This window comes from Pedococcus sp. P2_E2, assembly GCF_056403955.1.
Genome location: NZ_JBFUEM010000001.1, coordinates 394,833 through 416,739, shown reverse-complemented (window position 1 = coordinate 416,739; position 21,907 = coordinate 394,833). Strand labels below are relative to the sequence as shown.

28 protein-coding genes and 1 tRNA gene are annotated in these 21,907 nt (G+C 68.9%); 11 read left to right on the top strand and 18 right to left on the bottom strand.

What is annotated here, in order from left to right; genetic code table 11:
• Window positions 1-9 precede the first annotated feature (9 nt).
• Genes AC1DWR_RS01965 through AC1DWR_RS01955 form a run of 3 tightly spaced genes read right to left on the bottom strand, consistent with a single transcriptional unit; the run spans window position 10 to window position 2,757 of the window.
• The gene (locus AC1DWR_RS01965) at window positions 10-1,602 is read right to left on the bottom strand and encodes a phytoene desaturase family protein (protein ID WP_477623468.1); all 1,593 of its coding nucleotides are present in this window, start codon (window positions 1,600-1,602) and stop codon (window positions 10-12) included.
• A gap of 46 nt (window positions 1,603-1,648) precedes the next feature.
• Complete coding sequence (locus AC1DWR_RS01960; protein ID WP_477623467.1) at window positions 1,649-2,293, bottom strand: lysoplasmalogenase family protein; 645 nt, start codon at window positions 2,291-2,293, stop codon at window positions 1,649-1,651.
• Between the two features lie 20 nt (window positions 2,294-2,313).
• Window positions 2,314-2,757: a DUF4396 domain-containing protein gene (locus tag AC1DWR_RS01955; RefSeq protein WP_477623466.1), complete on the bottom strand. Its 444-nt coding sequence runs from the start codon at window positions 2,755-2,757 to the stop codon at window positions 2,314-2,316.
• 105 nt (window positions 2,758-2,862) lie between these two features.
• Between AC1DWR_RS01955 and AC1DWR_RS01950 the strand changes: the two genes are divergently transcribed.
• Window positions 2,863-3,501: a hypothetical protein gene (locus AC1DWR_RS01950; RefSeq protein ID WP_477623465.1), complete on the top strand. Its 639-nt coding sequence runs from the start codon at window positions 2,863-2,865 to the stop codon at window positions 3,499-3,501.
• Here the strand turns inward: AC1DWR_RS01950 and AC1DWR_RS01945 are convergent.
• Complete coding sequence (locus AC1DWR_RS01945) at window positions 3,489-4,385, bottom strand: arylamine N-acetyltransferase family protein (protein ID WP_477623464.1); 897 nt, start codon at window positions 4,383-4,385, stop codon at window positions 3,489-3,491. The two genes, AC1DWR_RS01950 and AC1DWR_RS01945, sit on opposite strands and share 13 nt — an antisense overlap.
• A gap of 389 nt (window positions 4,386-4,774) precedes the next feature.
• On the opposite strand from AC1DWR_RS01945, the gene AC1DWR_RS01940 reads away from it, so the two are divergent.
• Entirely contained in the window at window positions 4,775-5,470 is a 696-nt protein-coding gene (locus AC1DWR_RS01940) for a helix-turn-helix transcriptional regulator (RefSeq protein ID WP_477623463.1), read from the top strand.
• Window positions 5,471-5,496: 26 nt separating this feature from the next.
• Here the strand turns inward: AC1DWR_RS01940 and AC1DWR_RS01935 are convergent, their stop codons facing one another.
• Together AC1DWR_RS01935 and AC1DWR_RS01930 are read right to left on the bottom strand one after the other, a co-directional pair.
• A complete protein-coding gene (locus AC1DWR_RS01935; protein WP_477615354.1) occupies window positions 5,497-6,045 on the bottom strand; it encodes a DinB family protein in 549 nt (182 codons plus the stop codon).
• Window positions 6,046-6,061: 16 nt separating this feature from the next.
• Window positions 6,062-6,367, bottom strand: coding sequence for a hypothetical protein (locus AC1DWR_RS01930; protein ID WP_477623462.1), 306 nt, complete (start codon window positions 6,365-6,367; stop codon window positions 6,062-6,064).
• Window positions 6,368-6,574: 207 nt separating this feature from the next.
• On the opposite strand from AC1DWR_RS01930, the gene AC1DWR_RS01925 reads away from it, so the two are divergent.
• Window positions 6,575-6,784, top strand: a complete 210-nt coding sequence (locus AC1DWR_RS01925; protein ID WP_477623461.1) for a DUF6582 domain-containing protein — start codon at window positions 6,575-6,577, stop codon at window positions 6,782-6,784.
• Window positions 6,785-6,931: 147 nt separating this feature from the next.
• Here the strand turns inward: AC1DWR_RS01925 and AC1DWR_RS01920 are convergent, their stop codons facing one another.
• The 3 genes from AC1DWR_RS01920 to AC1DWR_RS01910 form a co-directional block, all read right to left on the bottom strand.
• A complete protein-coding gene (locus tag AC1DWR_RS01920) occupies window positions 6,932-8,005 on the bottom strand; it encodes a YihY/virulence factor BrkB family protein (protein WP_477623460.1) in 1,074 nt (357 codons plus the stop codon).
• 122 nt (window positions 8,006-8,127) lie between these two features.
• Complete coding sequence (locus tag AC1DWR_RS01915; protein ID WP_477623459.1) at window positions 8,128-9,018, bottom strand: NAD(P)H-hydrate dehydratase; 891 nt, start codon at window positions 9,016-9,018, stop codon at window positions 8,128-8,130.
• On the bottom strand, window positions 9,015-9,764 hold the full coding sequence (locus AC1DWR_RS01910; RefSeq protein WP_477623811.1) for a histidine phosphatase family protein: 750 nt from the start codon (window positions 9,762-9,764) through the stop codon (window positions 9,015-9,017). The genes AC1DWR_RS01915 and AC1DWR_RS01910 overlap by 4 nt, the downstream gene beginning before the upstream one ends.
• Window positions 9,765-9,993: 229 nt before the next feature.
• Here AC1DWR_RS01910 and AC1DWR_RS01905 point away from each other — a divergent pair, with 229 nt between their 5' ends.
• Window positions 9,994-10,257, top strand: a complete 264-nt coding sequence (locus AC1DWR_RS01905; protein ID WP_477623458.1) for a hypothetical protein — start codon at window positions 9,994-9,996, stop codon at window positions 10,255-10,257.
• 55 nt (window positions 10,258-10,312) lie between these two features.
• Here the strand turns inward: AC1DWR_RS01905 and AC1DWR_RS01900 are convergent, their stop codons facing one another.
• A complete protein-coding gene (locus tag AC1DWR_RS01900) occupies window positions 10,313-10,534 on the bottom strand; it encodes an ANTAR domain-containing protein (protein WP_477623457.1) in 222 nt (73 codons plus the stop codon).
• A 52-nt stretch (window positions 10,535-10,586) separates the two neighbouring features.
• A complete protein-coding gene (locus tag AC1DWR_RS01895; RefSeq protein WP_477623456.1) occupies window positions 10,587-10,982 on the bottom strand; it encodes a hypothetical protein in 396 nt (131 codons plus the stop codon).
• A 211-nt stretch (window positions 10,983-11,193) separates the two neighbouring features.
• On the opposite strand from AC1DWR_RS01895, the gene AC1DWR_RS01890 reads away from it, so the two are divergent.
• Complete coding sequence (locus tag AC1DWR_RS01890; protein WP_477623455.1) at window positions 11,194-11,847, top strand: PAS and ANTAR domain-containing protein; 654 nt, start codon at window positions 11,194-11,196, stop codon at window positions 11,845-11,847.
• Between the two features lie 36 nt (window positions 11,848-11,883).
• Here AC1DWR_RS01890 and AC1DWR_RS01885 read toward each other — a convergent pair whose 3' ends face one another.
• Together AC1DWR_RS01885 and AC1DWR_RS01880 are read right to left on the bottom strand one after the other, a co-directional pair.
• On the bottom strand, window positions 11,884-12,114 hold the full coding sequence (locus tag AC1DWR_RS01885) for a DUF3263 domain-containing protein (RefSeq protein WP_477623454.1): 231 nt from the start codon (window positions 12,112-12,114) through the stop codon (window positions 11,884-11,886).
• A gap of 150 nt (window positions 12,115-12,264) precedes the next feature.
• A complete protein-coding gene (locus AC1DWR_RS01880) occupies window positions 12,265-12,894 on the bottom strand; it encodes a DUF2231 domain-containing protein (protein WP_477623453.1) in 630 nt (209 codons plus the stop codon).
• Window positions 12,895-13,311: 417 nt separating this feature from the next.
• Here AC1DWR_RS01880 and AC1DWR_RS01875 point away from each other — a divergent pair, with 417 nt between their 5' ends.
• The 6 genes from AC1DWR_RS01875 to AC1DWR_RS01850 all read left to right on the top strand — a co-directional run bounded on the left by AC1DWR_RS01875 (window position 13,312) and on the right by AC1DWR_RS01850 (window position 19,022).
• A complete protein-coding gene (locus tag AC1DWR_RS01875; protein WP_477615363.1) occupies window positions 13,312-13,680 on the top strand; it encodes a SpoIIAA family protein in 369 nt (122 codons plus the stop codon).
• Window positions 13,677-15,860, top strand: a complete 2,184-nt coding sequence (locus AC1DWR_RS01870) for a response regulator (protein ID WP_477623452.1) — start codon at window positions 13,677-13,679, stop codon at window positions 15,858-15,860. The genes AC1DWR_RS01875 and AC1DWR_RS01870 overlap by 4 nt, the downstream gene beginning before the upstream one ends.
• Before the next feature lie 91 nt (window positions 15,861-15,951).
• Window positions 15,952-16,116: a hypothetical protein gene (locus AC1DWR_RS01865; RefSeq protein ID WP_477623451.1), complete on the top strand. Its 165-nt coding sequence runs from the start codon at window positions 15,952-15,954 to the stop codon at window positions 16,114-16,116.
• 93 nt (window positions 16,117-16,209) lie between these two features.
• Window positions 16,210-17,205, top strand: coding sequence for an NADP-dependent oxidoreductase (locus AC1DWR_RS01860; protein WP_477623450.1), 996 nt, complete (start codon window positions 16,210-16,212; stop codon window positions 17,203-17,205).
• A gap of 44 nt (window positions 17,206-17,249) precedes the next feature.
• Window positions 17,250-18,116 carry an alpha/beta fold hydrolase gene (locus tag AC1DWR_RS01855; RefSeq protein WP_477623449.1) on the top strand — a complete coding sequence of 289 codons (867 nt, stop codon included), beginning with the start codon at window positions 17,250-17,252 and terminating at the stop codon, window positions 18,114-18,116.
• Window positions 18,117-18,419: 303 nt separating this feature from the next.
• Window positions 18,420-19,022 carry a TetR/AcrR family transcriptional regulator gene (locus AC1DWR_RS01850; RefSeq protein ID WP_477623448.1) on the top strand — a complete coding sequence of 201 codons (603 nt, stop codon included), beginning with the start codon at window positions 18,420-18,422 and terminating at the stop codon, window positions 19,020-19,022.
• Window positions 19,023-19,082: 60 nt separating this feature from the next.
• On the opposite strand, the gene AC1DWR_RS01845 is transcribed toward AC1DWR_RS01850, so the two are convergent.
• The 5 genes from AC1DWR_RS01845 to AC1DWR_RS01825 all read right to left on the bottom strand — a co-directional run bounded on the left by AC1DWR_RS01845 (window position 19,083) and on the right by AC1DWR_RS01825 (window position 21,143).
• A tRNA-Ala gene (locus AC1DWR_RS01845) sits at window positions 19,083-19,155 on the bottom strand.
• Window positions 19,156-19,251: 96 nt separating this feature from the next.
• Window positions 19,252-19,902 carry a histidine phosphatase family protein gene (locus AC1DWR_RS01840; protein ID WP_477615368.1) on the bottom strand — a complete coding sequence of 217 codons (651 nt, stop codon included), beginning with the start codon at window positions 19,900-19,902 and terminating at the stop codon, window positions 19,252-19,254.
• Window positions 19,899-20,273: a ribosome silencing factor gene (rsfS, locus tag AC1DWR_RS01835; protein WP_082592622.1), complete on the bottom strand. Its 375-nt coding sequence runs from the start codon at window positions 20,271-20,273 to the stop codon at window positions 19,899-19,901. The genes AC1DWR_RS01840 and rsfS overlap by 4 nt, the downstream gene beginning before the upstream one ends.
• 7 nt (window positions 20,274-20,280) lie before the next feature.
• Window positions 20,281-20,889, bottom strand: a complete 609-nt coding sequence (gene nadD, locus AC1DWR_RS01830; RefSeq protein WP_477615369.1) for a nicotinate-nucleotide adenylyltransferase — start codon at window positions 20,887-20,889, stop codon at window positions 20,281-20,283.
• A gap of 2 nt (window positions 20,890-20,891) precedes the next feature.
• A complete protein-coding gene (locus AC1DWR_RS01825) occupies window positions 20,892-21,143 on the bottom strand; it encodes a hypothetical protein (protein ID WP_477615370.1) in 252 nt (83 codons plus the stop codon).
• Between the last annotated feature and the right edge of the window lie 764 nt (window positions 21,144-21,907).

The window sequence follows — 21,907 nt, the reverse complement described above, 5'->3', positions numbered from 1 at the left end:
ATCCGGCCCCTAGGACCTGAGCAGCCGGTCCCAGGCCGTTCGGCTGAGGGCGCGGCGCAGTCCGCCGGTGAGGCGTGCGTTCGCACCGAGTGCGGCTCGAGCGGCGTTCCAGCCGCAGGCGCCGTGGACTCCGCCACCGGGGTGCGCGGAGGCGCCGGCGAGGTAGAGCCCCGGCACCGGTGTCTCGGGGCGTCCCAGTCCCGGGGTGGGACGGAACACGAGCTGCTGATGCAGTCCCGCGGTCCCGGCGTTGATGGCCCCGCCGAACAGGCTCCGGTTCTGCGCCTCCAGGTCCCCCGGCCCCTGGACGTAGCTCGCCACCCGGCCGTCGCGGAACCCGGGTGCGACACGTTCGACCGCGGCCTCGACCCGCTCCACGTGGTCGGCCAGCTGCTGAACCGACCAGTCCGGGCCCTGCGGGACGTGGGTGTAGGCCCAGGCCGACTCCGTGCCTTCAGGGGAGCGCGTGGCATCCGACGTCGTCATCTGCCCGAACAGGATGAACGGCCGCTCGGGGGTCCGCCCCACGGTCAGGTCCGCGGCGAAGTCGACGAAGCCGTCGTTGTCGACGCCGAGGTGCACGGTGCCTGCGCCCCTCGCGGCGTCGGCCGTCCAGGGCACCGGCCGGTCGAGCGCCCAGTTCACCTTCACGGTGGCGTGGTCCCACTGGAACCTCGCCAGGTCACGCTGCAGTCGGGCCGGCAGCGGGTGGTCGGCCAACAGGTCCCCGTAGAGGCTCGGTGCCGGCACGTCGGCGAGGACCGCACGCCCAGCCCCCAGGAGGGTGCCGTCCGCGAGCCTGACACCCGTGGCGCGGCCATGAGCGGTGGTCACAGCGGTGACCGGCGTGCCGGTCAGCACGCGCACTCCCGCGCTCTCGGCGCGACGACGCAGCGCACCCGCGAGCTCGCCCGCCCCGCCCTGTGGCACAGGGAACCCGACGTCCTGGCCGAGCATGCACAGCAACCAGCCGAACATCCCGCTTCCGGCGGAGTCGGGCGACAGGTCGCTGTGCAGGGCGTTGCCGGTGAGGAGCAGTCCGCCCCCCTGGCCGGAGAACCGCTCCTGTCCGAGCCGGCGGCTGGGGGTGATCGCAAGGCGCGCGAAGTCGAGGGTGTCCGCGGCGCCGAGACTGCGCAGCATCCGGGCGGCCGAGGCGACCGGGGGGAAGGGTGTGAACAACGCGTCCAGCAACGGGTCGCGAATCCGGTCCCAGCCGCGGACCAGCTCCAGCCAGGCCTCCCCGTCGCCGGCGGCCTCCGCCTCCAGTCCGGCGGCGGTGTCCTCGGCGCGCGAGCAGAGGAGGGCCGCGCTGCCGTCGTCGAGCGCATGGGCGAGCACGTGCGGGGCGCGCCGCCAGACCAGACCGTGCTCCTCCAGGTGCAGGTCGCGGATGATCGGGCTCGCGGCCGCCAGCGGGTAGAACGCGCTGAACAGGTCGGTGACATATCCGGGCGACGTCACCTCCGCGCTGCGGACTGCTCCACCCACGTCCTCGTTGGCCTCGACGAGCAGGACGTCCCACCCTGCGTCAGCCAGGGCGATGGCGGCCACCAGGCCGTTCGGTCCCGCCCCGACGACGACCGCATCCGCAGTGCTCACGCGCCTTGGTCCCTCTCGCTGGAGAATCGCTGGTTCGCCCACTGTGTCACCTGAGGACGCCGAGCACGATCAGGACCTGGCCGAGGTGGTAGGTCACCATCACCGTCAGCGGCCCGAAGCGGCGCGCCCGGACGAACCGGTCCAGCGCCAGGACCGCGTCGCTCACCATGAACACGGTGGCCCCCAGTGCCACCAGCAGGTGCCCCGTCGCCCACGCCGCGACGACCATGGCGCCGATGACCCCCATGTATGCCGCGACGGCGCCTGCCAGCACCGCCCCACCTTCGGCGCGCGCCGCCGGGACCACGCGACGACCCACCACGGCGACCATGGTCACGACGACTGCCAGGCCGACGAGACCGAGGTCGGCACGCGGCATACCGAGGTGGAAGAAGGCGACCACGAACGCCACGTGGGCCGCCAGGAAGCTCCCGAGCCCCACGATGAACCGCGGTTCGCTGTCGGAGAGGAGAGCGACGTCTCCGGCCAGGCTGAGCCCGAGCGCCGCGAGCAGCCACCAGCCCGCGGTGGACTCAGACGCTCCCATCGCCGATGCAGCCACCGCCAGCAACACCAGGACCAGTGGTTTGAGGACCCACTCGCGTCGGCGGCCGCGCACTGCGACGGCCCACCAGTCCAGGGGTGCCGCGACCGCCACGGCCGCCAGGCTGGTCAACGCGAGCTCGGGCACGGGCCCAGCGTGACAGACGCTCAGTGGTGGTATCGATGCATCAGGGCGTGACCTCGCCCACGGGCGATGAGCCAGCGATTCACCGGCACGGTGACGACGAAGGCAATCGCCAGGGAGGCCAGCAGGGTGCCCCAGAACAAGGAGCTCGCGAGCCCGGCCTCCATCGCGCCGGGGATGGCCACGACGAACGCGTTGTCGACCAGCTCCATCACCGAGATGGACACGGTGTCGGAGGCGAACGCGACGCCGAAGGCCGCCGCGAGCGGCAAGCCGGCCGCCAGCACGGGCCGCAGAGCCAGCGAGTAGCCGAAGACGAACGCCAGGGCGATCGACAGGACGACGGTCGCGAGGTTGCTCCAGCCGAGCGCGGAGCCGATCACCATCCCCAGGACCTCGCCGATGGCACAGCCGGTGAGGCAGTGCAGCGTCGCGCTCACCGCCTGCCGCCACAGGGACTGCGTCATCACATGCGTGTGCTGGTGGCTCATGACGAGGCCAACCATACCCCCTATGGGTATATTCCATGCCATGAGGACCCGGTGTCGGGCCCTGCACCTACGCTCGCGACCATGACCGCACCCGTCCCCAGCCCCGACGACCTGCGCATCGTGGTCGACGCGATCATGATCGGCTTCGCCCAGGTGCCCGACGACGGGTGGGCGCGGCAGGCCCACGGCCTCGTCTGGGACTGTCGCGACACCGCCGCCCACGTCGTCGACGACTTCGCCGCCTATGCGATGAACCTGTCGAGCCGTGAGGTCCACCTCGACGAGTACGTCCCGTTCCTCGACCCGCCCCAGTGGCAGCCCACCACCCCGCCGAACCTGGTGTGGCCCGACCCCGCCAAGGGCACGGCGGCCATCGTGCGTTGTCTCGACGCCGCCGGGGGGCTGCTTGTCGCCGTGACTGCGACCGCTCCCCCGGGCCACCTCGGCTACCACCCAGCCGGCAACTCCGACGCGTCGGGGTTCGGCGCGATGGGCATAGTCGAGGGGGCGGCCCACGCGTGGGACGTCCTGACGGCGCACGGCATCGACTTCAGCATCGACGACGACATCTGCGTCTGCGTCCTCAACCGGCTCTTCCCCGGCTCCATCCGCACCGGCGACGGCTGGCACGACTTCCTCACCGCCACCCACCGCACCGAGGCCAACCGGGCCCCGCACTGGCGCTGGGACTCGACCGTGCGCGACAGCTACGGCGACTGAGTCTCCCGACCTGAGCGCAGCCGGCGCACGACGGCCAGGAGGCGTTCGGTCTCGTCTTCGGTCAGGCCGACGCGCAGCTCACCCAGCAGGGTCGGGAGCTCCCCCGCCGCCAGCTCGCGGTGTTCGGAGGGCTCGCCGGGACGGCGAACCGTGACCGCCTCGTGCGTGACCGTCACGTGCCGGTCCGGCAGGTGACGGGTGAGCATGAGCCCGTGCCGGAAGTGCGACGTCGGATAGGTGCTGGTGAAGTGGTGCCCCGCCCGCACGTCGACCTGCTGGACAGGCAGGTCGTCGGTGGTGTGCATGAGCTCCCAGGCCCCGTCCCGCTGGCGTTGCAGCTCCCACGTCGGACCACCGGCCGGGTTCTCGTGGCGCTGGAGACGGTAGGCCCAGCCCCCGTGGTCGTCCAGCGCGCCGTCCACGAAGCGGATCGGGTGCATCAGGCTCAGGCCGAAACCGGGGTCGGCCAGCCACGACGTTCCGTCGACCTGGAGCGCGAGCACGCAGTGGGTCCTGGCCGAAGCGGTCACGTCGCCGACCCGTGCGAGCCGCCGCTCCACCTCGTACCCGAGGGCGGTGAGGACGGCGCCGAAGAGCGTGGCGTGCTCGAAGCAGTACCCCCCACGACCACGACCGACGAACTTGGCCTGGACGTCGGGCAGCTCCACACCGGGGTGCTGCTCGAGCAGGACGTCGATGTTGTCGAACGTGAAGGTGCGCACGTGCGCCTCGTGCAGGGCCTGCAGGGTGGCCAGGTCGGGCTTCTCGACCCGGACGCCGACTCGCGTGAGGTAGCCGTCGACGTCCACCACCGTCGACGGCAGCCTCAAGACTGCGTCGGGTGGGCGCACACCGGTGTTGCCCTTCTCGAACGCGGTCGCCACGTCCGCATGCTACGTCGCCGGTGTTCGGGCTGCGATGCGCCACAGCGCGATGAACGACCGGACGAAGAGCACCCGGTCGTTCATCGTGGGCGGGCGTGCCGGTCGCTGCCAGCGCCCAGGCATCCCCTGTTGCCTTCCCGACGCTCACCTCGACCGACCTCAGCCACGGCCAAGCGGACGGTTCCCACCGTTCGTGCGAACCGCTGGCAGCCGCCCTCACCCAACCCAGCCGGCGCCACCACTCGGTGTGGGTCGCCGCCTGATGAAGGGTTCCACGCGCGCCCGTGGCACGAGTAGTGTCAAAAGCGGAACTTTGGCGCGTCATTGCGGGGGCGGCTGTGGGGGATCAGGACCTTGTGAGGCTCAGTGTCGAAGCTGCCCACCTGGCCGTGCGCGGCCAACCGTACGGCGAGCTGCTCGCGAACGCCGTGCACCGTCAGCTGCGCGCCGACGCCGGCGCCGGCCTGACGACCTGGACTGTGGGGGCTGACGGAGCGGACCGCGTGTCGGTGGACGTGGCCGGGCAGGACCCGCTGGATGCAACCTACGTCGAGCGGGCCAAGGCGGTGGTGTCGCAGCACCCGTCGTTCAGCGCCGGCCTGCCGGAGCTGGCGACCCACCGGGTCAGCGACCTGACCCCCATGGGCCCGTTCTGGGACTCTGAGCCGTACGAGGCGATGCATGGCTTCTGCGGCGGACGCTACCCGGCCGCCCTGACTCTGCTCGCGACCCCCACCACCCTGGTCTTCCTCGGCGTCCACCGCAGCCGTCACGACTTCAGCGACGACGACATGCGCCGCCTGGAGCTGGTCCGTCAGCCCCTGGCCAGCGCTCTGGTCTTCCGACACCAGCTCGAGGACGCCGCCCGTCGGATGCAGACGATCCTGCCGCCCAGTGTGACGTTCACCGACCGTGAGGCCGAGGTCCTGGCCCTGGTCGCGCGGGGCTGGACCGACCGGCGCATCGCCCACCGCCTCGGCATCACCGAGCGCGGCGTCCGCAAACGGGTGTCGACGGCCCGCGAGCGCGTCGGTGCCCACAGCCGAGCCCAGGCCGTCGCACTCTGGTCCAAGCTCAACCCCTGAGGGCAGCGGGACCGCACGGCGCGGCGTCAGGTCCAGAGCGTGAGCTGCCTGCGATGGTGCGCGTAGTGCAGTGCGGGGTAGGCGTACACGTCGAACAGGGTCATGTGCGGCTCGAAGTACGGGTCCCACCGCGTCGGGAAGGGCATCCCCTGAGCCAGCCGGTCCTCGGGTGCCTGCTCGAGGCTGCGGACCAGCGCGCCTATCGTCCGGTCACACAGCCACCCCATGCGGGCGTGGTCGAACACGAGCGCCCCGCCGCACGAGCCGGCGTAGTTGACCCAGTGGAACGGCACCGTGCCCGCGTCCAGGAACCACACGAAGGTCCGGCCGACCGAAGGTGGCAGAACGGAGAGAAGACGAACCAACGGCACGAGTCGTCTGACGATCAGGAACCCGAACACCATGTGGAAGAGCAGCTGCTCGTTGGTCCATCTGGTGCCGTTGGAGCGTGCACGGAGCAGTGCTGGGGTCGTCGCCGCCAGCAGGCGGTGCAGGTCGTCCCTGCACCAAACAAGGTCGGCGACGACGGCGTTGCGGTCAGCAACCTCCCCGCCATCGCTCTCGCGGTGCCTCACGGGGCGGCCACGACCATCAGGGCAGGTGTCGGTCCAGGCGGCGCAGCAGCGACCCGACGACCGGCCAGTCCTGGGCGCCGGCGCGCATCACGCGGCCACGGACCACCGCGACGCCCCGGCGGACCCTGACGCCCGGGGCGCCGCGCCCGGCGTTGGCGCGGGCTCGCGCGCGTCGGTGGAGCCATCGCGCGCACCCGGTGCACACCCCCACCTCCGGGTGCGTCCCCAGCCGCGTGAGGTCGCGCTCGTCGAAGCCGTTCCCGCAACACCAACAGAACAGCCGCTCCACCCGCTCGTGCTCCACCGCCGCCTCTGCTGCCATGAGCCCATCGTCACCCCACCACCCACCCTGTGGCCAGAGGTGTCGCACGCTGAGGGCCTCGTCGAGGTGCACACCGGGGCGGTCGGGCTCCTGCGTGACCTGCAAGACCTCCACCGTCCAGCCGCGCTTGGCCACACCTCGGCCCAGGGCGGGGGTTTGAGCTTGGCGCCTGCGGGTATGACCTCAGCCTCTGGAAAGGAGTCGACCGTGTCGAAGGATCTCAGTGACAGCGAGAACCGCAAGAAGCTGAAGAAGTCGTCGTTCGCGCTGCCGGAACAGGAGAAGTACCCGATTCCTGACATCGAGCACGCTCGGAATGCTCTGGCCCGGGTGGCCCAACATGGAACAGCGGCCGAGAAGAAGCAGGTCCGGTCGGCTGTCGAGAAGAAGTATCCGAGTCTGAAGAAGGACGACTGACGAGCCGGATAGCCACCCTCACACTCGACTGGCGGTCGACTCACCCAGAGGTCGAAGTGGGCGTCCACCCGCAAAGGGTGCGCTGATGGTTCGCTTTCGGTGTCGCTCGCGAGATCGCGTTCGCGCTCCAGGACTCGTCGCGGTAGCTCAACGAACGTCGTGATCGCCACCACGAGTAGCCCGCAGGCGGCGCCCACGCTCCACGTCCTCGGCTTCCTTCGCGTCCGCCTTGTCCGTGCCCCGGGTGTCGCGGGCCGGCAGCTGCACCGTCTCCTCGGCGGGTATGCCGGACTGGAGCTCCCGTCCGCGCTCGAGCTCGGCGTCGAGCTCCGCGCCGAACAGCAGCGCCACGTTGGTGATCCACAACCACAGGAGGAAGACGACGACGCCTGCCAGTGCGCCATACGTCTTGTCGTAGTTGGAGAACGAGCTGACGTAGAAGCCGAAGGCGGCCGACGCGAGGATCCAGACCACGATAGCGACGACCGCACCCACACTCACCCAGCGGAAGCGTGGTTGCTTCACGTTGGGTGTGACGTAGTAGAGGATCGCCACCACGAGGACGACCACGAGAAGGATCACCGGCCACTTGGCGACGTTCCACAGCAACACCGCGGTCGAACCGAGCCCCATCGCATCACCCACGGCACGGGCTGCGGGACCGGTCAGCACCAGCGCCATCGCCACCAGCGCGACCAGGACGACCTCCGCCAGCGTCACTGCGAGCATGACGGGGCGCAGCTTCCAGAACGGCCGTCCTTCCCGGATCTCGTAGATCCGGTTCATGGCACGCCCGAACGAGCCGATGTAGCCGGAAGCAGACCACAGGGCAGTCACGAGCCCCACCACGAAGGCGATCCCGGCGGCCCCCTCCCGATCTGCCATGGTCTTGAGCGTCGGTCCGAGCGTGTTCGCGGCCGAGCCGGCGCCGACGTCGCGCAGGATCCCCAGCAGGGTGTCGACGGTCTGCTGGCCCTGGCCGAAGAGGCCGACAAGGGACAGGAGGGCGATGACAGCGGGGAACAGCGCCAGGACGGCGTAGTAGGTCAGGGCCGCCGCGAGGTCGGTGCACTGGTCTTTGCTGAACTCGCGAAGGGTCTTTCGCGCGATGTACTGCCACGACTCACGCGTGACCTCCGTCGGCGAGTCGGGGACGGCAGCATCCGGGCTTGAGGATTGGCGTTCGGCTTCGTGGTGCGTGGAGTGGGTTTCGGCGGACATGACGCTCCTTCAGGCGGGGAGGGCTGGGTCGGTCAACCTCTGGGCGCAGCGTCCCCGACCTCATCTCTCGTGGGTATGGGTTTCGTGGTCTGAGCGGGCCAATGCGCATACGCGACCATCGTTCAGGTTGCCTGCGACGACAGCTGCGTCATCACCCGCGGGACCCACGGGAGCACCTCTCGGGCGAGGAAGCCCACCGGCGCCTGGTGTTCACTGACCGCCCTGCCGGCCGTCAGGTGGAGCACCACGCCCCAGGCTGCCGCGCCCTCCGCCGGGACGCCTCGCGCAAGTAGTCCGGCGACGATGCCTGCCTTGACGTCGCCAGACCCTGCGACCCCGAGACCGGGAACTCCCGGGTGGCGCCACACGACCGCCGAGCCAGGTGCGGCGATGTACGTCGTTTCGCCACCCGCGACCACAGTGGCGCCGCACCGGTCCGCAAGCTCGGCACAGCACTCCCCGGGATGGGCTGCGACCTCGCTCTTGTCCCGCCCGAGCGTCTCTGCGAGCTCGGACTCGTTCGGTGTCAGGACCGCCCTTCCGTCGAGATGAGCGACCCCGTCCGGGTGTTCGGTCAGGTAGGCCATGGCCAGGGCATCCAGCACCAGAGGACAGTCCAGTCGCGGCACCAGTTCGTCGAGCAGGTCGTTGGCCGAGTCCGGTGACATCAGCCCCGGCCCCAGCAAGAGCGCGTCGCAACCGTCAGCGAGCGTGAGCACCTGTTCGGCCGCCTTCGCGGCGATCTCGCCGTCGCTGGTCTCGTGCAGGTCGGTGACCAGCGCCTCTGGGAGGGCGACGCTCACGGCGACGGCCACGCTCTTCACGGTCGCGAACTGTGGCTTTCCGGCGCCGGCCCGCATCGTGGCCTCCGCAGCCAGGAGCACCGCTCCGGGAGTCCGTCGGCTGCCCCCGACCACGACCACGCGACCCCGTCCCTCCTTGCCCCCGCCCGGGTCCGGTAGTGGCCACGCGCCGAGTTGATCGGTGCCCAGGTCCCGGACGGTCCGGCTCATGACGCGCTCCCGCGCCCTGCGTGCTCTGGCTCGTGCGTGGCCGGAACGCCGCTCGACTCCACCACTGCGGACGACGCGTACTCGACGAGCTCGGGTACGCCCGCCGGTCCGCGTCGGTACGTGGTGGTCGAAGCGTTGGGGACGTCCACCGTCTGGTCCAGCGTGAGGACTGCGGCCTCGTCCATCCCCTCGAGCACGTAGCGGAAACAGGTGATCACCGCCTGGTGGGTGAAGATCCACAGCCGGTCGGTGGCCGGGCGGGTGCCGACGTCACGCAGGAACGAGCGGACCCGCAGGGCTACGTCACACCAGCTCTCACCGCCGGGTGGCCGGTAGTAGAACTTCCCGAGGTGCTCACGCCGCCGCGCCTCGTCGCCGTACTCGTCGCGGATGCCGGTGCCGGTGAGCCCGTCGAACAGTCCCAGCTCGCGTTCGCGCAGCCGCTCGTCGCGCATCACTGGGGTAGCGAGACCAGCCGTGGCGAGCGCCAGCTCGGCCGTGTCCGCGCTTCGCCGGTAGGGCGAGCTGACGACGGCAGTCGGTCTCGCGGTCGCGCCCAGCTCGCGCAGATGCCGCCCCAAGGCGTCCGCCTGTTCGCGCCCCGTGTCCGAGAGGGGCACGTCCGCGTCGCGGTCTTGCAGGTCGAGTCGGGCGGCCCCGGCTTCACGGGCCGCGCGATCTGCCAGGTTGCCGATGCTCTCGCCGTGACGCACCAGCACGAGGCTGGCCGGTCCTAGTCGCTGCATGTCGAGCACGAAGCTCTCCCTCCTCGCGAGGACCGCCGTTGGCCGCTCTAGGTGTGCGATGCATGTACATGCCCGCTACCCCGTCCCCGGGCCAGACAAACAAGCCCGCGCCATCCGTCCCGCGATCGTGAACCCTGCCGTTGTGCGCGTTTGAGTCAGAGTGGTTGTGGGAACGGTGAGGTGAGCACCCATGGACACGCCGGRTGTGATGCAACCCCGGGAGACACCAATGACCTCGCCCACCGCGCCGACCAGCCCCCAGGCCTCGAGCTGGGCGGACGAGCTCGGCACCTACCTGAGCCCTCGATGCTTTCCAGCCACGCACGATCACCTCGCCGCCACGTTGATCAAGCAGCATGCTCCAAGCCATCTCCTGTGGCACCTGTCGGTCGCCACCAGGACACAAGAGTTCCGGTCGTTGGACGAGCTCGTCGAGCACTTGGTCATCGCGGCTACGCGCGCCCCACTGACCAGTTTCGGCGATCCCGCCTGACCCACAGCGGCGCGTTCGGCCCCCGGATCAGCAGTGCGCAGCGCCCGACATCGGTCTAGAGCAGCCGGGTCTTCACCAGGATCCGGGCGAGTTCCGCATCCTGTATGCCGGCTCGTTGGGCGGCCTCGTGGAGACGTTGGCTTGCCGCCTGGTCACCCACGCGATGCGCGGCCATGATCATGCCGACGGCCTGGTCGGTGACGAACTGGTCTCGCATCGTCTCCGGTGTCTGTTGCGCCCGACGCACCCCGGAGAGGGAGAGGTCGGCATTGGTCACGGCGCCTGCCGGCCACCCGCCGCATTCGGCGGCCAGCTCGGAGTGCAGCCCGTCAAAGGCCGTGGGTGTGCTTCCGTAGGTTGACCCCGCCGACGACGACGTGGTCCTCCAGGAGGGGAATGGAGAGCGTGCTTTCGACGCCGGCGGTGTTCTCCGCTCGCGCGAACAGCAACCAGTTGCCTTCGTCGAGGGGATCCGAGCCGGTCGTCGCCACGACGGCGCCCTGCTGCATGGACTCGACGCAGGGGCCGTTGCCGAGGTACTGCACCGCGTCCAGAGACGCGACGTCCAAGCCGGTGGCGACCCACGTGAACGCCAGTCCTTGCTGCAGAAAGGACAGCGTCAGGCCAACACACTCCGGGGCAAGCGCGCCCACCCGGTCGGCCATGGCGCCGAACCGAGCCGTCAGGTCCTCATCATGGAACCGTGACATCTCGGCCAGCGCCAAGCGCGTCTCGGGAATTCCTTCCATGCTCTCGCTGACCTCCGCTAGACCGTCTACGTCACATCTACCCGATCCCGCGTCAACTATGCAATGCACCGACCACTCGCTTCGAGCCCGTGGCGTCGGCGGATTCCGCGTCGTATTCTTGGCCTTGGTCGAGAAGTGGCCTTCCCACTTGGGAGATCCCTCAGGGTCGTCATGTAGGAGGTAGCCGGTGACCCGCGACGGTGCGCAAAGCGACGGCCAGACGATGTCGTTCGAGTACGAGGCCGAGAGTGGCCGCTGGACCTGGTCCGAAGGTCTGCGAGAACTCCACGATCTGGCACCTGACGAGGCACCCACCACCGATCTCATCCTGGATCACATGGTCGAAGAGGACCGTCCGGTCATGATTGCCAGGTTTCAGCATCACCTCGACCACCCGGGCCCGTACTCGTGTGTCTACAGCCTCGTTCGCGGCGATGGCCAGATTCGCCGAGTCATCTTCGTCGGGGAGAGCGAGGCCGTCGGTGGAGAGGTCAAGCGGCTCACTGGTTTCGTCGTCGACCTCACCGAACCCATACGCGAGACCGCCAGGGCTGCGGTGGCCGCCTCCGCGGAGCATCGGGCAGCCATCGAGCAGGCCAAAGGGGCGTTGATGCTGACGTTCGGCGTTGAGGAGGACGGCGCCTTCGAGCTGCTCCGGGCGTACTCCAGCCGGCACAACATCAAGCTCGCGGAGGTGGCGCACCGCATCGTGGCCGGCCTCTGCGACCCTGCCTTCAGCCGGGACGAGCCGGTCCGCAGCCTGCTTGACATTGTCATGTCCCTTGAACCCAGCGATGGTGCAGGCAGTCTTCCGACCCGTTCATCGTGGCACTCGACCTGACGCATTCGTGTGCTGGCGCGAGGCTGACGTGTCTGGTCACCTACCGCCGAACTGCGCGCGGATCGGGGGGACGAGCCGTCTGCGGATGCGCCGCACCGTGAGCGGGTCGTACGCCATCGCTTCGGGACGCATCGCAATCGCGATCAGCCGACGGTCGTACTCGGAGGCACTCATGCCCCACCGCTGCGCGACCTCTTGGTCCCTCGCACCGGCGTGGCGCCACCATTCTCGTTCGAAGTCGAGGATGGCCATCTCCGTGTCAGTCACAGAGGACCTCCTTCAGCAGGGCGCCCGACGACGGGTGCGGATAGGCCTTCCTTACCCGCTGGAGGTGCTCGTCAATCCACCACTCGGTCCCCGATTCCCGGGGCTTGGGGGTAGCGAGCCGCCATCCGCTCACGCCTGCGCCGGTGGGGTTCACCGGGGATCCGGTCGGCCGAGGCTCGGCCCCACCGCGTCAGTTTCGTATGCCGGGTGCCGAGTTCCGGCCTTCCTCGCGATTGCGAGGTGACCACCGAGGTATCCCGCCCCGCTGGCGACGACGGTAGCCGCCATGCTGGCGGCCACGCCCGAGCCGTGCTGGCCGCGACGTCGCAGACCCAGGGACACGGCATACAAGCCAACAGCCCCGAGGTTCAGCGCCGCGTGCAGCGCGCCGACACGGTTCTCCGGCCGGTTCAGCTGACGCCACTCAGCCATGCCCGTGACGACGGTGGGCAGCACAGACACGAGGCCCGCCGCCAGCAACAGGCGCGCAGCGGGGCGGTCAGCTCGCCTGCCACGCACGTCGAGCAGCACCGCCGAAGACCAGAGCCCGATGGGGACATCCGTCATGACCGGGTGAAGTGCGTGACCCGTACCTGCGCCCAGCAGCAGCGAGCGAGTGGGCTCCGCGGCGAGCGGCCTCGACGCAAACTCGAGCACACGACCCAGTCGGTCCAGAGCCGCCGACGACTCGAGGCGGTGCATCGCGCGGACGACCATGTCGTCGCCTTCGCCGCCCTGCGGGACTGCATCGGGTAGGGCACACGGATCCGTGAGTGTCATCCCCACCCATTACCCAGGCGCGGGAGATCCCAACCCCCGGGCGACAGGGAGAGGGCCCCTGACCAGCGATTCCGCTGGCCAGGGGCCATCTCGTCTTCGGTGGAGGGGATCCGCCAGGGGACGCGAATCGGCCCTGTGAGCAGCAACCCCTCTGTGTGGAGGTTGGCCCGCAACGAGCGGGCGCTCCTCAGTGGGTGTGGCTTGGCTCGCTGATGGCGCGAAGGGTTGCGGGGGCCGCAACAGGCACTCGGCGGACCCCGACCGATCAGCCGCCTGTCGGCAACGTCAGGCTGTCCACCTAGATGTAGGACATCACTACTTGGGGGAGATATGTCCCGACCGATGCCGTTCTGTCGTTTACGGACGGCACTAGGGTACCTTGGCGCTAGATCGGGGACTCTGGCTGGAGGTGGCGGGATGAGTGCCGAGGACAAGTGCTACGAGGTCTCGTGGGACGAGGCAAGCGGTACGGCACGGACCGATTGGCTCCCGGGTGCGGTGTGCGGCATCGAGGAGGCTCGCGCTGTGGACGCCGAGATCAAGGCCCTAGGACGGGGCAAGGTGCTCTCCTTGGTCGACCTTCGTCAGGTTGAGTCGATTGACCGTCCCGCTCGGGAGTTCTTCATGGACCGCAATCCCAACTACCGAGCCGTCGCGCTCATCGCCGCGTCGGCCTCTACGCGAATGCTGGCCAACTTCTTCATGGGGCTGAAGCGAGGCGCGATCCCGGTGAAGATGTTCACCTCCGAGGCGGACGCCGTCGCGTGGCTGCAAGTGCAGGCATGACCGAGGCCCGTCAGACGGGCATCGACAGCATCATCGAGCTGCTCACCAGCCTCGCCGCCGGCGACCTTGATGCCCGCGGGGCACGCCCCGCGGAGGATGACGACCTCGACGCCGTGGTGGTCGGAATCAACATGCTGGCTGAGGAGCTCAGCGCCAACCGCTCCGAGCTCGAGCAGCGCGTTGCCAGCCGCACGGCGGAGCTCGAGGTCGCCCGCAAGGAGGCCACGGAGGCTTCACGCTTGAAGTCAGAGTTCCTGGCCACGATGAGCCACGAGATCCGGACCCCCATGAACGGAGTCATCGGGCTCACCGAACTACTCGGGCACACCGACCTGGACGAGACCCAGGTCCAGTACGTCGACAACCTCCAGAACGCCGGGCAGGCCCTCCTCCAGGTCATCAACGACGTCCTCGACTTCTCCAAGCTCGAGGCAGGAATGGTCGACTTCGAACTCGTCGACCTCGATCCCCGGTCGTTGGTCGAGTCCGTGGCGACTCTGATGGCACCCATGTCCGCGCGCCAGGAGCTGGAGCTGATCGCCTACTGCGCCCCCGAGGTCCCAGCGCGACTGGTCGGCGATGAGGGACGGCTGCGCCAGATCCTGCTCAACCTCGCCTCCAACGCGGTGAAGTTCACCGACAAGGGCGAGGTGGTGATCACCGCACGGATGAGCACGACGGACCCGGGCCGGGTGCGCTTCCAGGTGACCGACACAGGAATCGGCATCGCGGAAGATGCGCAGCACGCCATGTTCGACTCCTTCACCCAGGCCGACCCGTCCACCACGCGCAGGTTCGGTGGCAGCGGTCTCGGACTGGCGATCTCGCGCAGCCTGACCGAGGCGATGGGCGGCGCCATCGGAGTGGACAGTGAAGAAGGCGTTGGCAGCACGTTCTGGTTCGAAGTGCCGCTCCCCGTGTCGGCGACCGGTCCACCCCGGGTACCGCGCCGCGACCAGCTACAGGGACTGCGGGTCTTGGCCGTGGACGACAACGCCACCAACCGGCTGGTGCTCCACGCGCATCTCACGGAATGGGGAACGCGACCCGACGTCGTCGAGCATCCAAACGCGGTCGTTGGCATGATGCGCGCCGCACTCGCCTCTGGCGATCCCTACGCGATCGCGGTGCTCGACAGGTGCATGCCGTACATCGACGGCCTCGAGCTGGCGGGCCTCATCCGCGCCGAGGATACGTTGCGCGGCACTGCGCTGATCATGCTGTCGTCGTCGATCGAGATCGACCGGGCCGAGCTGCGGCGCGCCGGGGTCCAGGACGCGTTGAGCAAGCCGGTGCGCAGTTCCGAGCTCTTCGACCGACTCCTCAAGCTGGTGGCGGATGCGCCCACCACGGCGTCCCAGCAGGCGGAGAAGCCCGACGCGGCGCGCGCGGCGACGGCTTCGGGACGCGTGCTCGTCGTCGAGGACAACACCGTGAACCAGCTCGTCGCCGAGGGGCTGGTCACACACCTGGGCTACGACGTCGACATCGCCGAGAACGGTGTCAAGGCCGTGGAGGCCGTCACGTCCGTCGACTACGTGGCCGTGCTGATGGACTGCCACATGCCCGTGATGGACGGGTACGTCGCGACCCAGGAAATCCGGCGGCGGGAGAACGGCGGTATACGGGTGCCGATCATCGCCATGACAGCGGGCGTGACGCCCGCGGATCACGAAAGGTGCTTGGTGGCCGGGATGGACGCGTACATCCCCAAACCCGTCGCCCTGAGAACACTCAAGGACGTTCTGGACCGCTGGGCGCGCCCCGCCCATCGCCGGGCAAACCAACCCGACCCTGAGCCGCCGAGCTCGCTCGACAGCGACACATTGGCCTTGGACCCGGAGCGCCTCGCGGCCTTGGACCCCGGGCGCCTCTCGGCCCTACGCGAGCTCGGCGCAGCAGCCGGGCCCGGGCTCCTCCCGGCTCTAGTCGACGCCTTTACGACCGCTTCCCCGGCCCTGCTCGCGACGATGCGCCGAGCCCTCGACGCCAACGACACCAACAGCCTGCGAAGCGCTGCCCACGAACTCAAAGGGTCAGCGGCGAACCTAGGCGCCCGCCGCGTCGCCGACCTGGCCCGTCAGGTCGAAACCGGCGGAGAACCAGCTGACGTCGCCTTGCTCGATTTGCTGGGGTCCGAGCTCAAGCTCGCAGAACGACTGTTGCGCGCTGCCCTCTGACAGAGGGAACGCGCAGCCCACGTCGCTATCGCATACGAGCCGAGCCCGGTCAGCCTTCCAGGTTCACCACCGCTTGCGGCAAAGCATGCTGATGGACACCGTCAGCGGGATCAAGACCATCGACGAGTCGCTGTCGGACGCCTTTGGACGCGGGACGCTCAAGACCCAGCACGGGTCCACGAGGGCCGAAAGGCTCGGCCGACCCGCTTCCGGCGTTGCGCACAAGGAGGATGTGGCGCCGCGTCCAGCCAGGTGACGCCTTCCGGCTGAAGACGGCTCCCGCTTGACAGATTAACTGAGCGTGCTCATTATTGAGGTCACTCAGTTAATCTGTCGAGGAGAAGTCAGCATGCGAGCGTTCGTCGTGAGGCAGTACAAGGGTCCGTTGCAGCAAGCGGATGTCTCCGAGCCCGTGGTCGGAGAGCGCGACGTGCTGGTAGAGGTCCAGGCTGCCGGGCTCAACATGCTCGACGAGAAGATCCGGACGGGCGAGTTCAGGCAGATCCTCCCGTACAAGCTGCCGCAGATCCTCGGCAACGACGTCGCCGGAACGGTGATCGGCGTCGGTGCGAAGGTGCAGGGCTTCAGGCTCGGCGACGAGGTGTATGCCCGGCCCGACAAGGACCGCATCGGAGCCTTCGCGGAACGCATCGCGGTTGCCGAGGCGGATCTGGCGCTCAAGCCCGCGTCGGTCAGCTTCGAGGAAGCGTCCTCATTACCGCTGGTGGCGTTGACCGCATGGCAGGCGCTCGTCGAGCGGGGCAACGTGCAGCCAGGACAACGGGTCCTCATCCACGGCGGCGCCGGCGGAGTAGGAACGATCGCGATCCAGCTCGCCAAGCACCTCGGTGCCACGGTCGCCACCACCGTCAGCACCGGCAACGTCGACTTCGTGCGCGCACTCGGGGCGGACGTGGTCATCGACTACCGCCGCCAAGACTTCGAACGGCTCCTTGACGGGTACGACCTCGTGCTGGACAGCCTCGGCGGGACAAACCTAGAGAAGTCGCTCCGCGTGCTGCGCCCCGGTGGCAAAGCGATCGGGATCGCCGGACCACCCGATACGGCCTTCGCCCGCGAACTCGGCGCGAACCCGATCCTCCGGCTGGTGATGACCGCCCTCAGCAGCCGCATCCGCCGCCAAGCCCGGCGCCTGGGCGTGACGTACGAGTTCCTCTTCATGCGCGCCAGCGGTGACCAGCTTCGCCACATCACCGATCTCGTCGATGCCGGCGCACTGCGCCCCGTCGTCGGACGGGTCTTCGACTTCGACCAGACCGTGAAGGCGGTTCAGTCGCTCGACAAGGGCGGCATCCGCGGCAAGGCCGTCATCAGCAGGGCCTGACCAGCCCACCTCATCACCCGAGAACCAGGACACAGGAGAACATCATGAGCACGAACAGCCACGCACAGGACGACGTCATCACCTCCTACAAGGACGCGCCGACCCGCACCATCCACGCCGGCGGCGTGACCTACGCCTACCGCGAGCTGGGGCCGAAGGTCGGGGTCCCCGTCGTCTTCTTCGTCCACCTCGCCGCGAACCTCGACAACTGGGACCCCCGGATCATCGACCCCATCGCCGCTCAGCACCACGTCATCACCTTCGACAACCGCGGCATCGGGGCTTCCACCGGCACGGTTCCCGACAGCATCGAGGCGATGGCCGACGACGCCGCCACCTTCATCAAGGCGCTCGGCTTCGAAAAAGTCGACATCTTCTCCTTCTCCCTCGGCGGCATGATCGCCCAGGCCCTCGTGGTGAAGCACCCCGGCCTCGTCCGCAAGCTCGTCCTTACCGGCACCGGCCCCGCTGGCGGCAAGGACATGGACAAGGTCGCCGGCGTCACCTACTACGACATCCTCCGCGCCGCCGTGACGCGGTCGGACCCGAAGGAGTTTCTCTTCTTCAACCGCAACGCCACGGGCAAGCCTGCCGCCCGCGCGTTCGTGGAGCGCCTCAAGGAGCGCACCGTGGACCGCGACGCGCGAGTGGCGGTGAAGGCCTTCCAGACGCAGCTCAAGGCGATCAAGCAGTGGGGACGCTCGCCCGCCGCCGACCTGTCGAAGATCACCCAGCCCACCCTGATCGCCAACGGGGACAACGACCGGATGGTGCCCTCGGTGCTCTCCGAAGACCTGCACCGCCGCATCAAGGGCTCCGAGCTGGTCATCTACCCCGACTCCGGCCACGGCGGCATCTTCCAGTTCCACGACAGATTCGCCCCGGTCGCCGTCGAGTTCCTCGCCCGCTGACCGACCGGGCGACCCAACCCAGGAGGAGTCAGCGACATGAGCAAGTCACTGGCGAAAGCGCCGATCGAACGAGATGCAGCCAACGGCGCTCGTGACCGAGGTCCACGACGCTGTCGAGGCCGGCGAGTACGAGGTCATCGCCGATGACCTGACCGGCCAAGTCAGGGCGGCTCTCGGCGGACCGGTGGGGCGCTCTAACCGGAGTTCCGAGATACGAGAGCTCTCGCACCGCCGTGGAAGAATGAGCGCCGGCACCTTCGAGCCGGCACCCCGGAGCCCAGACCGCAGAGAAGGGCGGCAGACATGCCACTCACCTCCCAACCCGTCGGACGGCGCGAGCGGAACAAGCAGCAGAAACTCGACCGCATCACCGCCGCCGCACGGGAGCTCTTCGCCGAGCGCGGCGTCGACGAGGTCACCGCCCAGGAGATCGCCGACAGGGCCGATATCGGTGCGGGCACGCTGTTCCTCTACGCCAAGTCCAAGGGCGAGCTCCTGCTGCTCGTGCAGAACTCCACCTACGCCGATGCGCTCACCCAAGGCAGGAGGGCGGCCGAGAACATCCCCGACATGCTCGACGCGGTCATGGCGATCGTCCGCCCGGTCGTGGAGTGCAACCGCAAACAGGTCGACAACGGACGGACCTACCTACGAGAGATCGTTTTCGGCGACCCCGAGGAACCCCACCACCGCGACGCGCTCAACCTGACCGTGCAGACCGAACTGGCGATCGCCGATGTGCTACAGCGGGACGATCGCATCCACTCCGACGACGCCGCTACCCTCGCGCACATCGTCTCCGCGATCATGTTCGTCAGCATGGCCGCGACAATCAACATCGCCAAACCGGCCGACGACCTCGTGCGCCAGGTGAGGGACCAGGTCCGGGTTCTGCTACCCGCGTGATGCCGTCGGAAATGGCCCCTGACCAGCGTTTCCGCCGGCCGGGGGCCATCTCGTGTTCGGTGGAGCTGAGGGGATTCGAACCCCTGACCCCTTCCATGCCATGGAAGTGCGCTACCAACTGCGCCACAGCCCCGGTCTCCCGAGTGGGACATCCCCCGAGGGGGACTGCGGAAGTTTACCCAGTACCCCCACCCAATCTCCAAATCGGGGCGGCGTCCGCGCCCAGACCTCAGGCCGACGCGTTCCAGGCCTGGATCCGCCAGCCGTTCTCGGCCTCGACGACCTCGGCCCAGTGGCAGTTGCCGAAACCCCCGAGCACCCGCCAGGCGGTGAGCCGGTCGAGGTCCACGAGCTCGGCGATGACCACGCGGCCGGTCACCCCGTGCGTCGCCACGATGGCCGTCTGCCCCGCCGGAAGGCCGTCGAGCAGGTCGTCGAGAGCGGCGCGGACCCGCTGCGCCACGTCCGACAGCGACTCCCCGTCGACCCCCCGCACGAAGTCCTCGCCGCGCAGGTGTCGCAGCCGCTCCTCGGGGAACTCGCTGCTCACCTGTTCGCTCGTCATGCCTGCCCACTGACCCACGTGGATCTCTCGCCACCGCGCGTCGTAGCTGATCGGCAGGCCACACGCCTGCGCGACCTCCGCGCCGGTCTCGGCCGCTCGTTTCAGGTCCGAGGCCACGACCACCGACGGTGCGTATGCCGCCAGCGCACCGGCCGCGGCGCGTGCCTGTTCGTGGCCAAGGGAGGACAGGTCACTGTCGACCTGTCCCTGCCAGACGCCCCGCGCATTGTCGTCGGTCTGGCCGTGCCTGAGCACGATGATCCGGCGCCGACCAGAGGTCGTCGGGGCGGTCGAGGCCGAGGCCTCGCCGCTCATGCGTCCCGGCGCTTGGGCACGCCGAGGTCGATCTCGGGGCAGTCCTTCCAGAGCCGCTCGAGCTCGTAGAACTCGCGCTCCTCATCGTGCTGGACGTGCACGACGATGTCGCCGAAGTCGAGCAGCACCCAGCGGCCGTCCCGCTCGCCCTCGCGGCGGATCGGCTTGGCACCCTTCTCGCGGAGCTGGTCCTCCACCTCGTCGACGATGGCGCCGACCTGTCGGTCGGTGCTCGCCGAGACGATCACGAACACATCGGTGAGGGCGAGCTGTTCGCTGACGTCGATGCCGGCCACTGTGGTGGCCAGCTTGTCGTCGGCGGCTTTGGCGGCCGTCATGGCCAGGTCAAGGGATCGTTCGGTGGCGGGCACTGCTCTCCTACGTTCGTGCCGGTGCGCCGGCAGGTGAGCCGGCGGCATACAGGCGGTATTTGTTGACGTACTGGACGACGCCGTCGGGCACGAGGTACCAGACGGGTTCGGCGCGCTCGACGCGCGCTCGACAGTCGGTGGAGCTGATCGCCATCGCGGGCACCTCTTGCAAGGTGACCCGGTCGGCGGGGAGACCGGACTCGGAAAGGACGTAACCCGGCCGGGTGACGCCCACGAAGTGGGCGAGGTCGAACAGCTCGTCCGCGTCCTTCCAGGACAGGATCTGGGCGAGCGCGTCGGCACCGGTGATGAAGAACAGCTCGGCATCGGGCCGCTCACGGTGCAGGTCGCGCAGGGTGTCGATCGTGTAGGTCGGGCCGGGACGGTCGATGTCCACCCGGCTCACCGTGAAGCGGGGGTTGGAAGCGGTCGCCACCACCGTCATGAGGTAGCGGTGCTCCGGTGCGCTGACCTCGCGCTCGTCCTTCTGCCAGGGCTGGCCCGTGGGGACGAAGACGACCTCATCGAGCCCGAACCGGGTCTGGACTTCGGAGGCGGCCACGAGGTGGCCGTGATGGATCGGGTCGAACGTCCCGCCCATCACTCCGAGGCGCATGGTCAGTGGTGGCTGCCCTGGTGGTCGGTGTGCGCGCCGTGGCTGTCGTGCTGGTGGCCACTGCCGTGCGAGGCGTGACCGAGGACGTGCTTCTGCGCGGTGCCACGGAAGGCCCACAGGACGCCGAGGAGGGCGAGGAACGAGACGAACGCGAGGGCCCCGAAGGCATAGGGAGACATCGGCAGCTCGCGAGTGTGCTCCTCGGCGACAACGACCAGGTTCGACAGGGACACGGACGACGACGACAACGACATGGGCCCCAGCGTACCCGCCGGCAGGGCCCGGGCCGTGCCCATCGCCGCCCCCGCCTCGCAAGCCCCCGCTCTCCCGGGATCCGCCCGGGGATCGGACCGGATTCATCGGCGCGTCTGTCCACGGATGTTGTGCACAGGGGTGTGTACAACATCCCGTGCGAGCACGGCCGGGTGTGGACAACGGTGTGGGAAACCGGTGGACGAAAAATGTTTCGCGAAACCTATTGCGGCACAACGGATGCGGCCATTAGAAATCTCTCACGCGCTCCGGTCGGAGGGTCGAAACGGGGAGACCCGGGACGGCCGTGAGACAGGAGCACAGGTCAGCCGGATAACGGACGACCGCCTCGACCGGGTTCGCTCGGACGAGGTCCTTGAAGCCTTCGGGCTGACAGGTCCGCGGGCGACGCCGCGGAGGAATGCCGGGCCCGTTGACCAGATCGCATCGCCGTGGCTTGCACCGGTTCGCCGGAGCAGGCAGGGCGCCATCGTCGCAGTGGCCACAACATCCGGTTCGCCGGAGGACGTGGGCGATCGACAGGGGCAGGGACATGGCCGGTTCGCCGGCCGAGGAACTGCACCACCCGTGGGGAGAGTCGTCACCTCGGTGACGACAGCACCCGCACCGCGAGCATGGCGCCACCTCGGTGGCACCGGACCTCGCACCCGGAGATCCACCCAGCAGCTGGCTCTGTCAGCGGCCGGGAGGATCGCCACCGAGGGCCCCTCGAACTCATACTTCGAGGGGCTCTCACCTTGTCCCT

What these genes read in the sequence shown, in the direction of transcription:
- AC1DWR_RS01955 (WP_477623466.1), bottom strand. Translation starts at nt 2,757, where the DNA reads ATGACGCAGTCCCTGTGGCGGCAGGCGGTGAGCGCGACGCTGCACTGC.
- AC1DWR_RS01865 (WP_477623451.1), top strand. Translation starts at nt 15,952, where the DNA reads ATGGACACCGTCAGCGGGATCAAGACCATCGACGAGTCGCTGTCGGAC.
- AC1DWR_RS01840 (WP_477615368.1), bottom strand. Translation starts at nt 19,902, where the DNA reads ATGAGCGGCGAGGCCTCGGCCTCGACCGCCCCGACGACCTCTGGTCGG.
- AC1DWR_RS01915 (WP_477623459.1), bottom strand. Translation starts at nt 9,018, where the DNA reads ATGAGCCGGACCGTCCGGGACCTGGGCACCGATCAACTCGGCGCGTGG.
- AC1DWR_RS01875 (WP_477615363.1), top strand. Translation starts at nt 13,312, where the DNA reads ATGAGTGCCGAGGACAAGTGCTACGAGGTCTCGTGGGACGAGGCAAGC.
- AC1DWR_RS01905 (WP_477623458.1), top strand. Translation starts at nt 9,994, where the DNA reads ATGACCTCGCCCACCGCGCCGACCAGCCCCCAGGCCTCGAGCTGGGCG.
- AC1DWR_RS01930 (WP_477623462.1), bottom strand. Translation starts at nt 6,367, where the DNA reads ATGGCAGCAGAGGCGGCGGTGGAGCACGAGCGGGTGGAGCGGCTGTTC.
- AC1DWR_RS01920 (WP_477623460.1), bottom strand. Translation starts at nt 8,005, where the DNA reads ATGTCCGCCGAAACCCACTCCACGCACCACGAAGCCGAACGCCAATCC.
- AC1DWR_RS01860 (WP_477623450.1), top strand. Translation starts at nt 16,210, where the DNA reads ATGCGAGCGTTCGTCGTGAGGCAGTACAAGGGTCCGTTGCAGCAAGCG.
- AC1DWR_RS01880 (WP_477623453.1), bottom strand. Translation starts at nt 12,894, where the DNA reads ATGACACTCACGGATCCGTGTGCCCTACCCGATGCAGTCCCGCAGGGC.
- AC1DWR_RS01870 (WP_477623452.1), top strand. Translation starts at nt 13,677, where the DNA reads ATGACCGAGGCCCGTCAGACGGGCATCGACAGCATCATCGAGCTGCTC.
- AC1DWR_RS01825 (WP_477615370.1), bottom strand. Translation starts at nt 21,143, where the DNA reads ATGTCGTTGTCGTCGTCGTCCGTGTCCCTGTCGAACCTGGTCGTTGTC.
- nadD (WP_477615369.1), bottom strand. Translation starts at nt 20,889, where the DNA reads ATGCGCCTCGGAGTGATGGGCGGGACGTTCGACCCGATCCATCACGGC.
- AC1DWR_RS01950 (WP_477623465.1), top strand. Translation starts at nt 2,863, where the DNA reads ATGACCGCACCCGTCCCCAGCCCCGACGACCTGCGCATCGTGGTCGAC.
- AC1DWR_RS01855 (WP_477623449.1), top strand. Translation starts at nt 17,250, where the DNA reads ATGAGCACGAACAGCCACGCACAGGACGACGTCATCACCTCCTACAAG.
- AC1DWR_RS01850 (WP_477623448.1), top strand. Translation starts at nt 18,420, where the DNA reads ATGCCACTCACCTCCCAACCCGTCGGACGGCGCGAGCGGAACAAGCAG.
- AC1DWR_RS01910 (WP_477623811.1), bottom strand. Translation starts at nt 9,764, where the DNA reads ATGCAGCGACTAGGACCGGCCAGCCTCGTGCTGGTGCGTCACGGCGAG.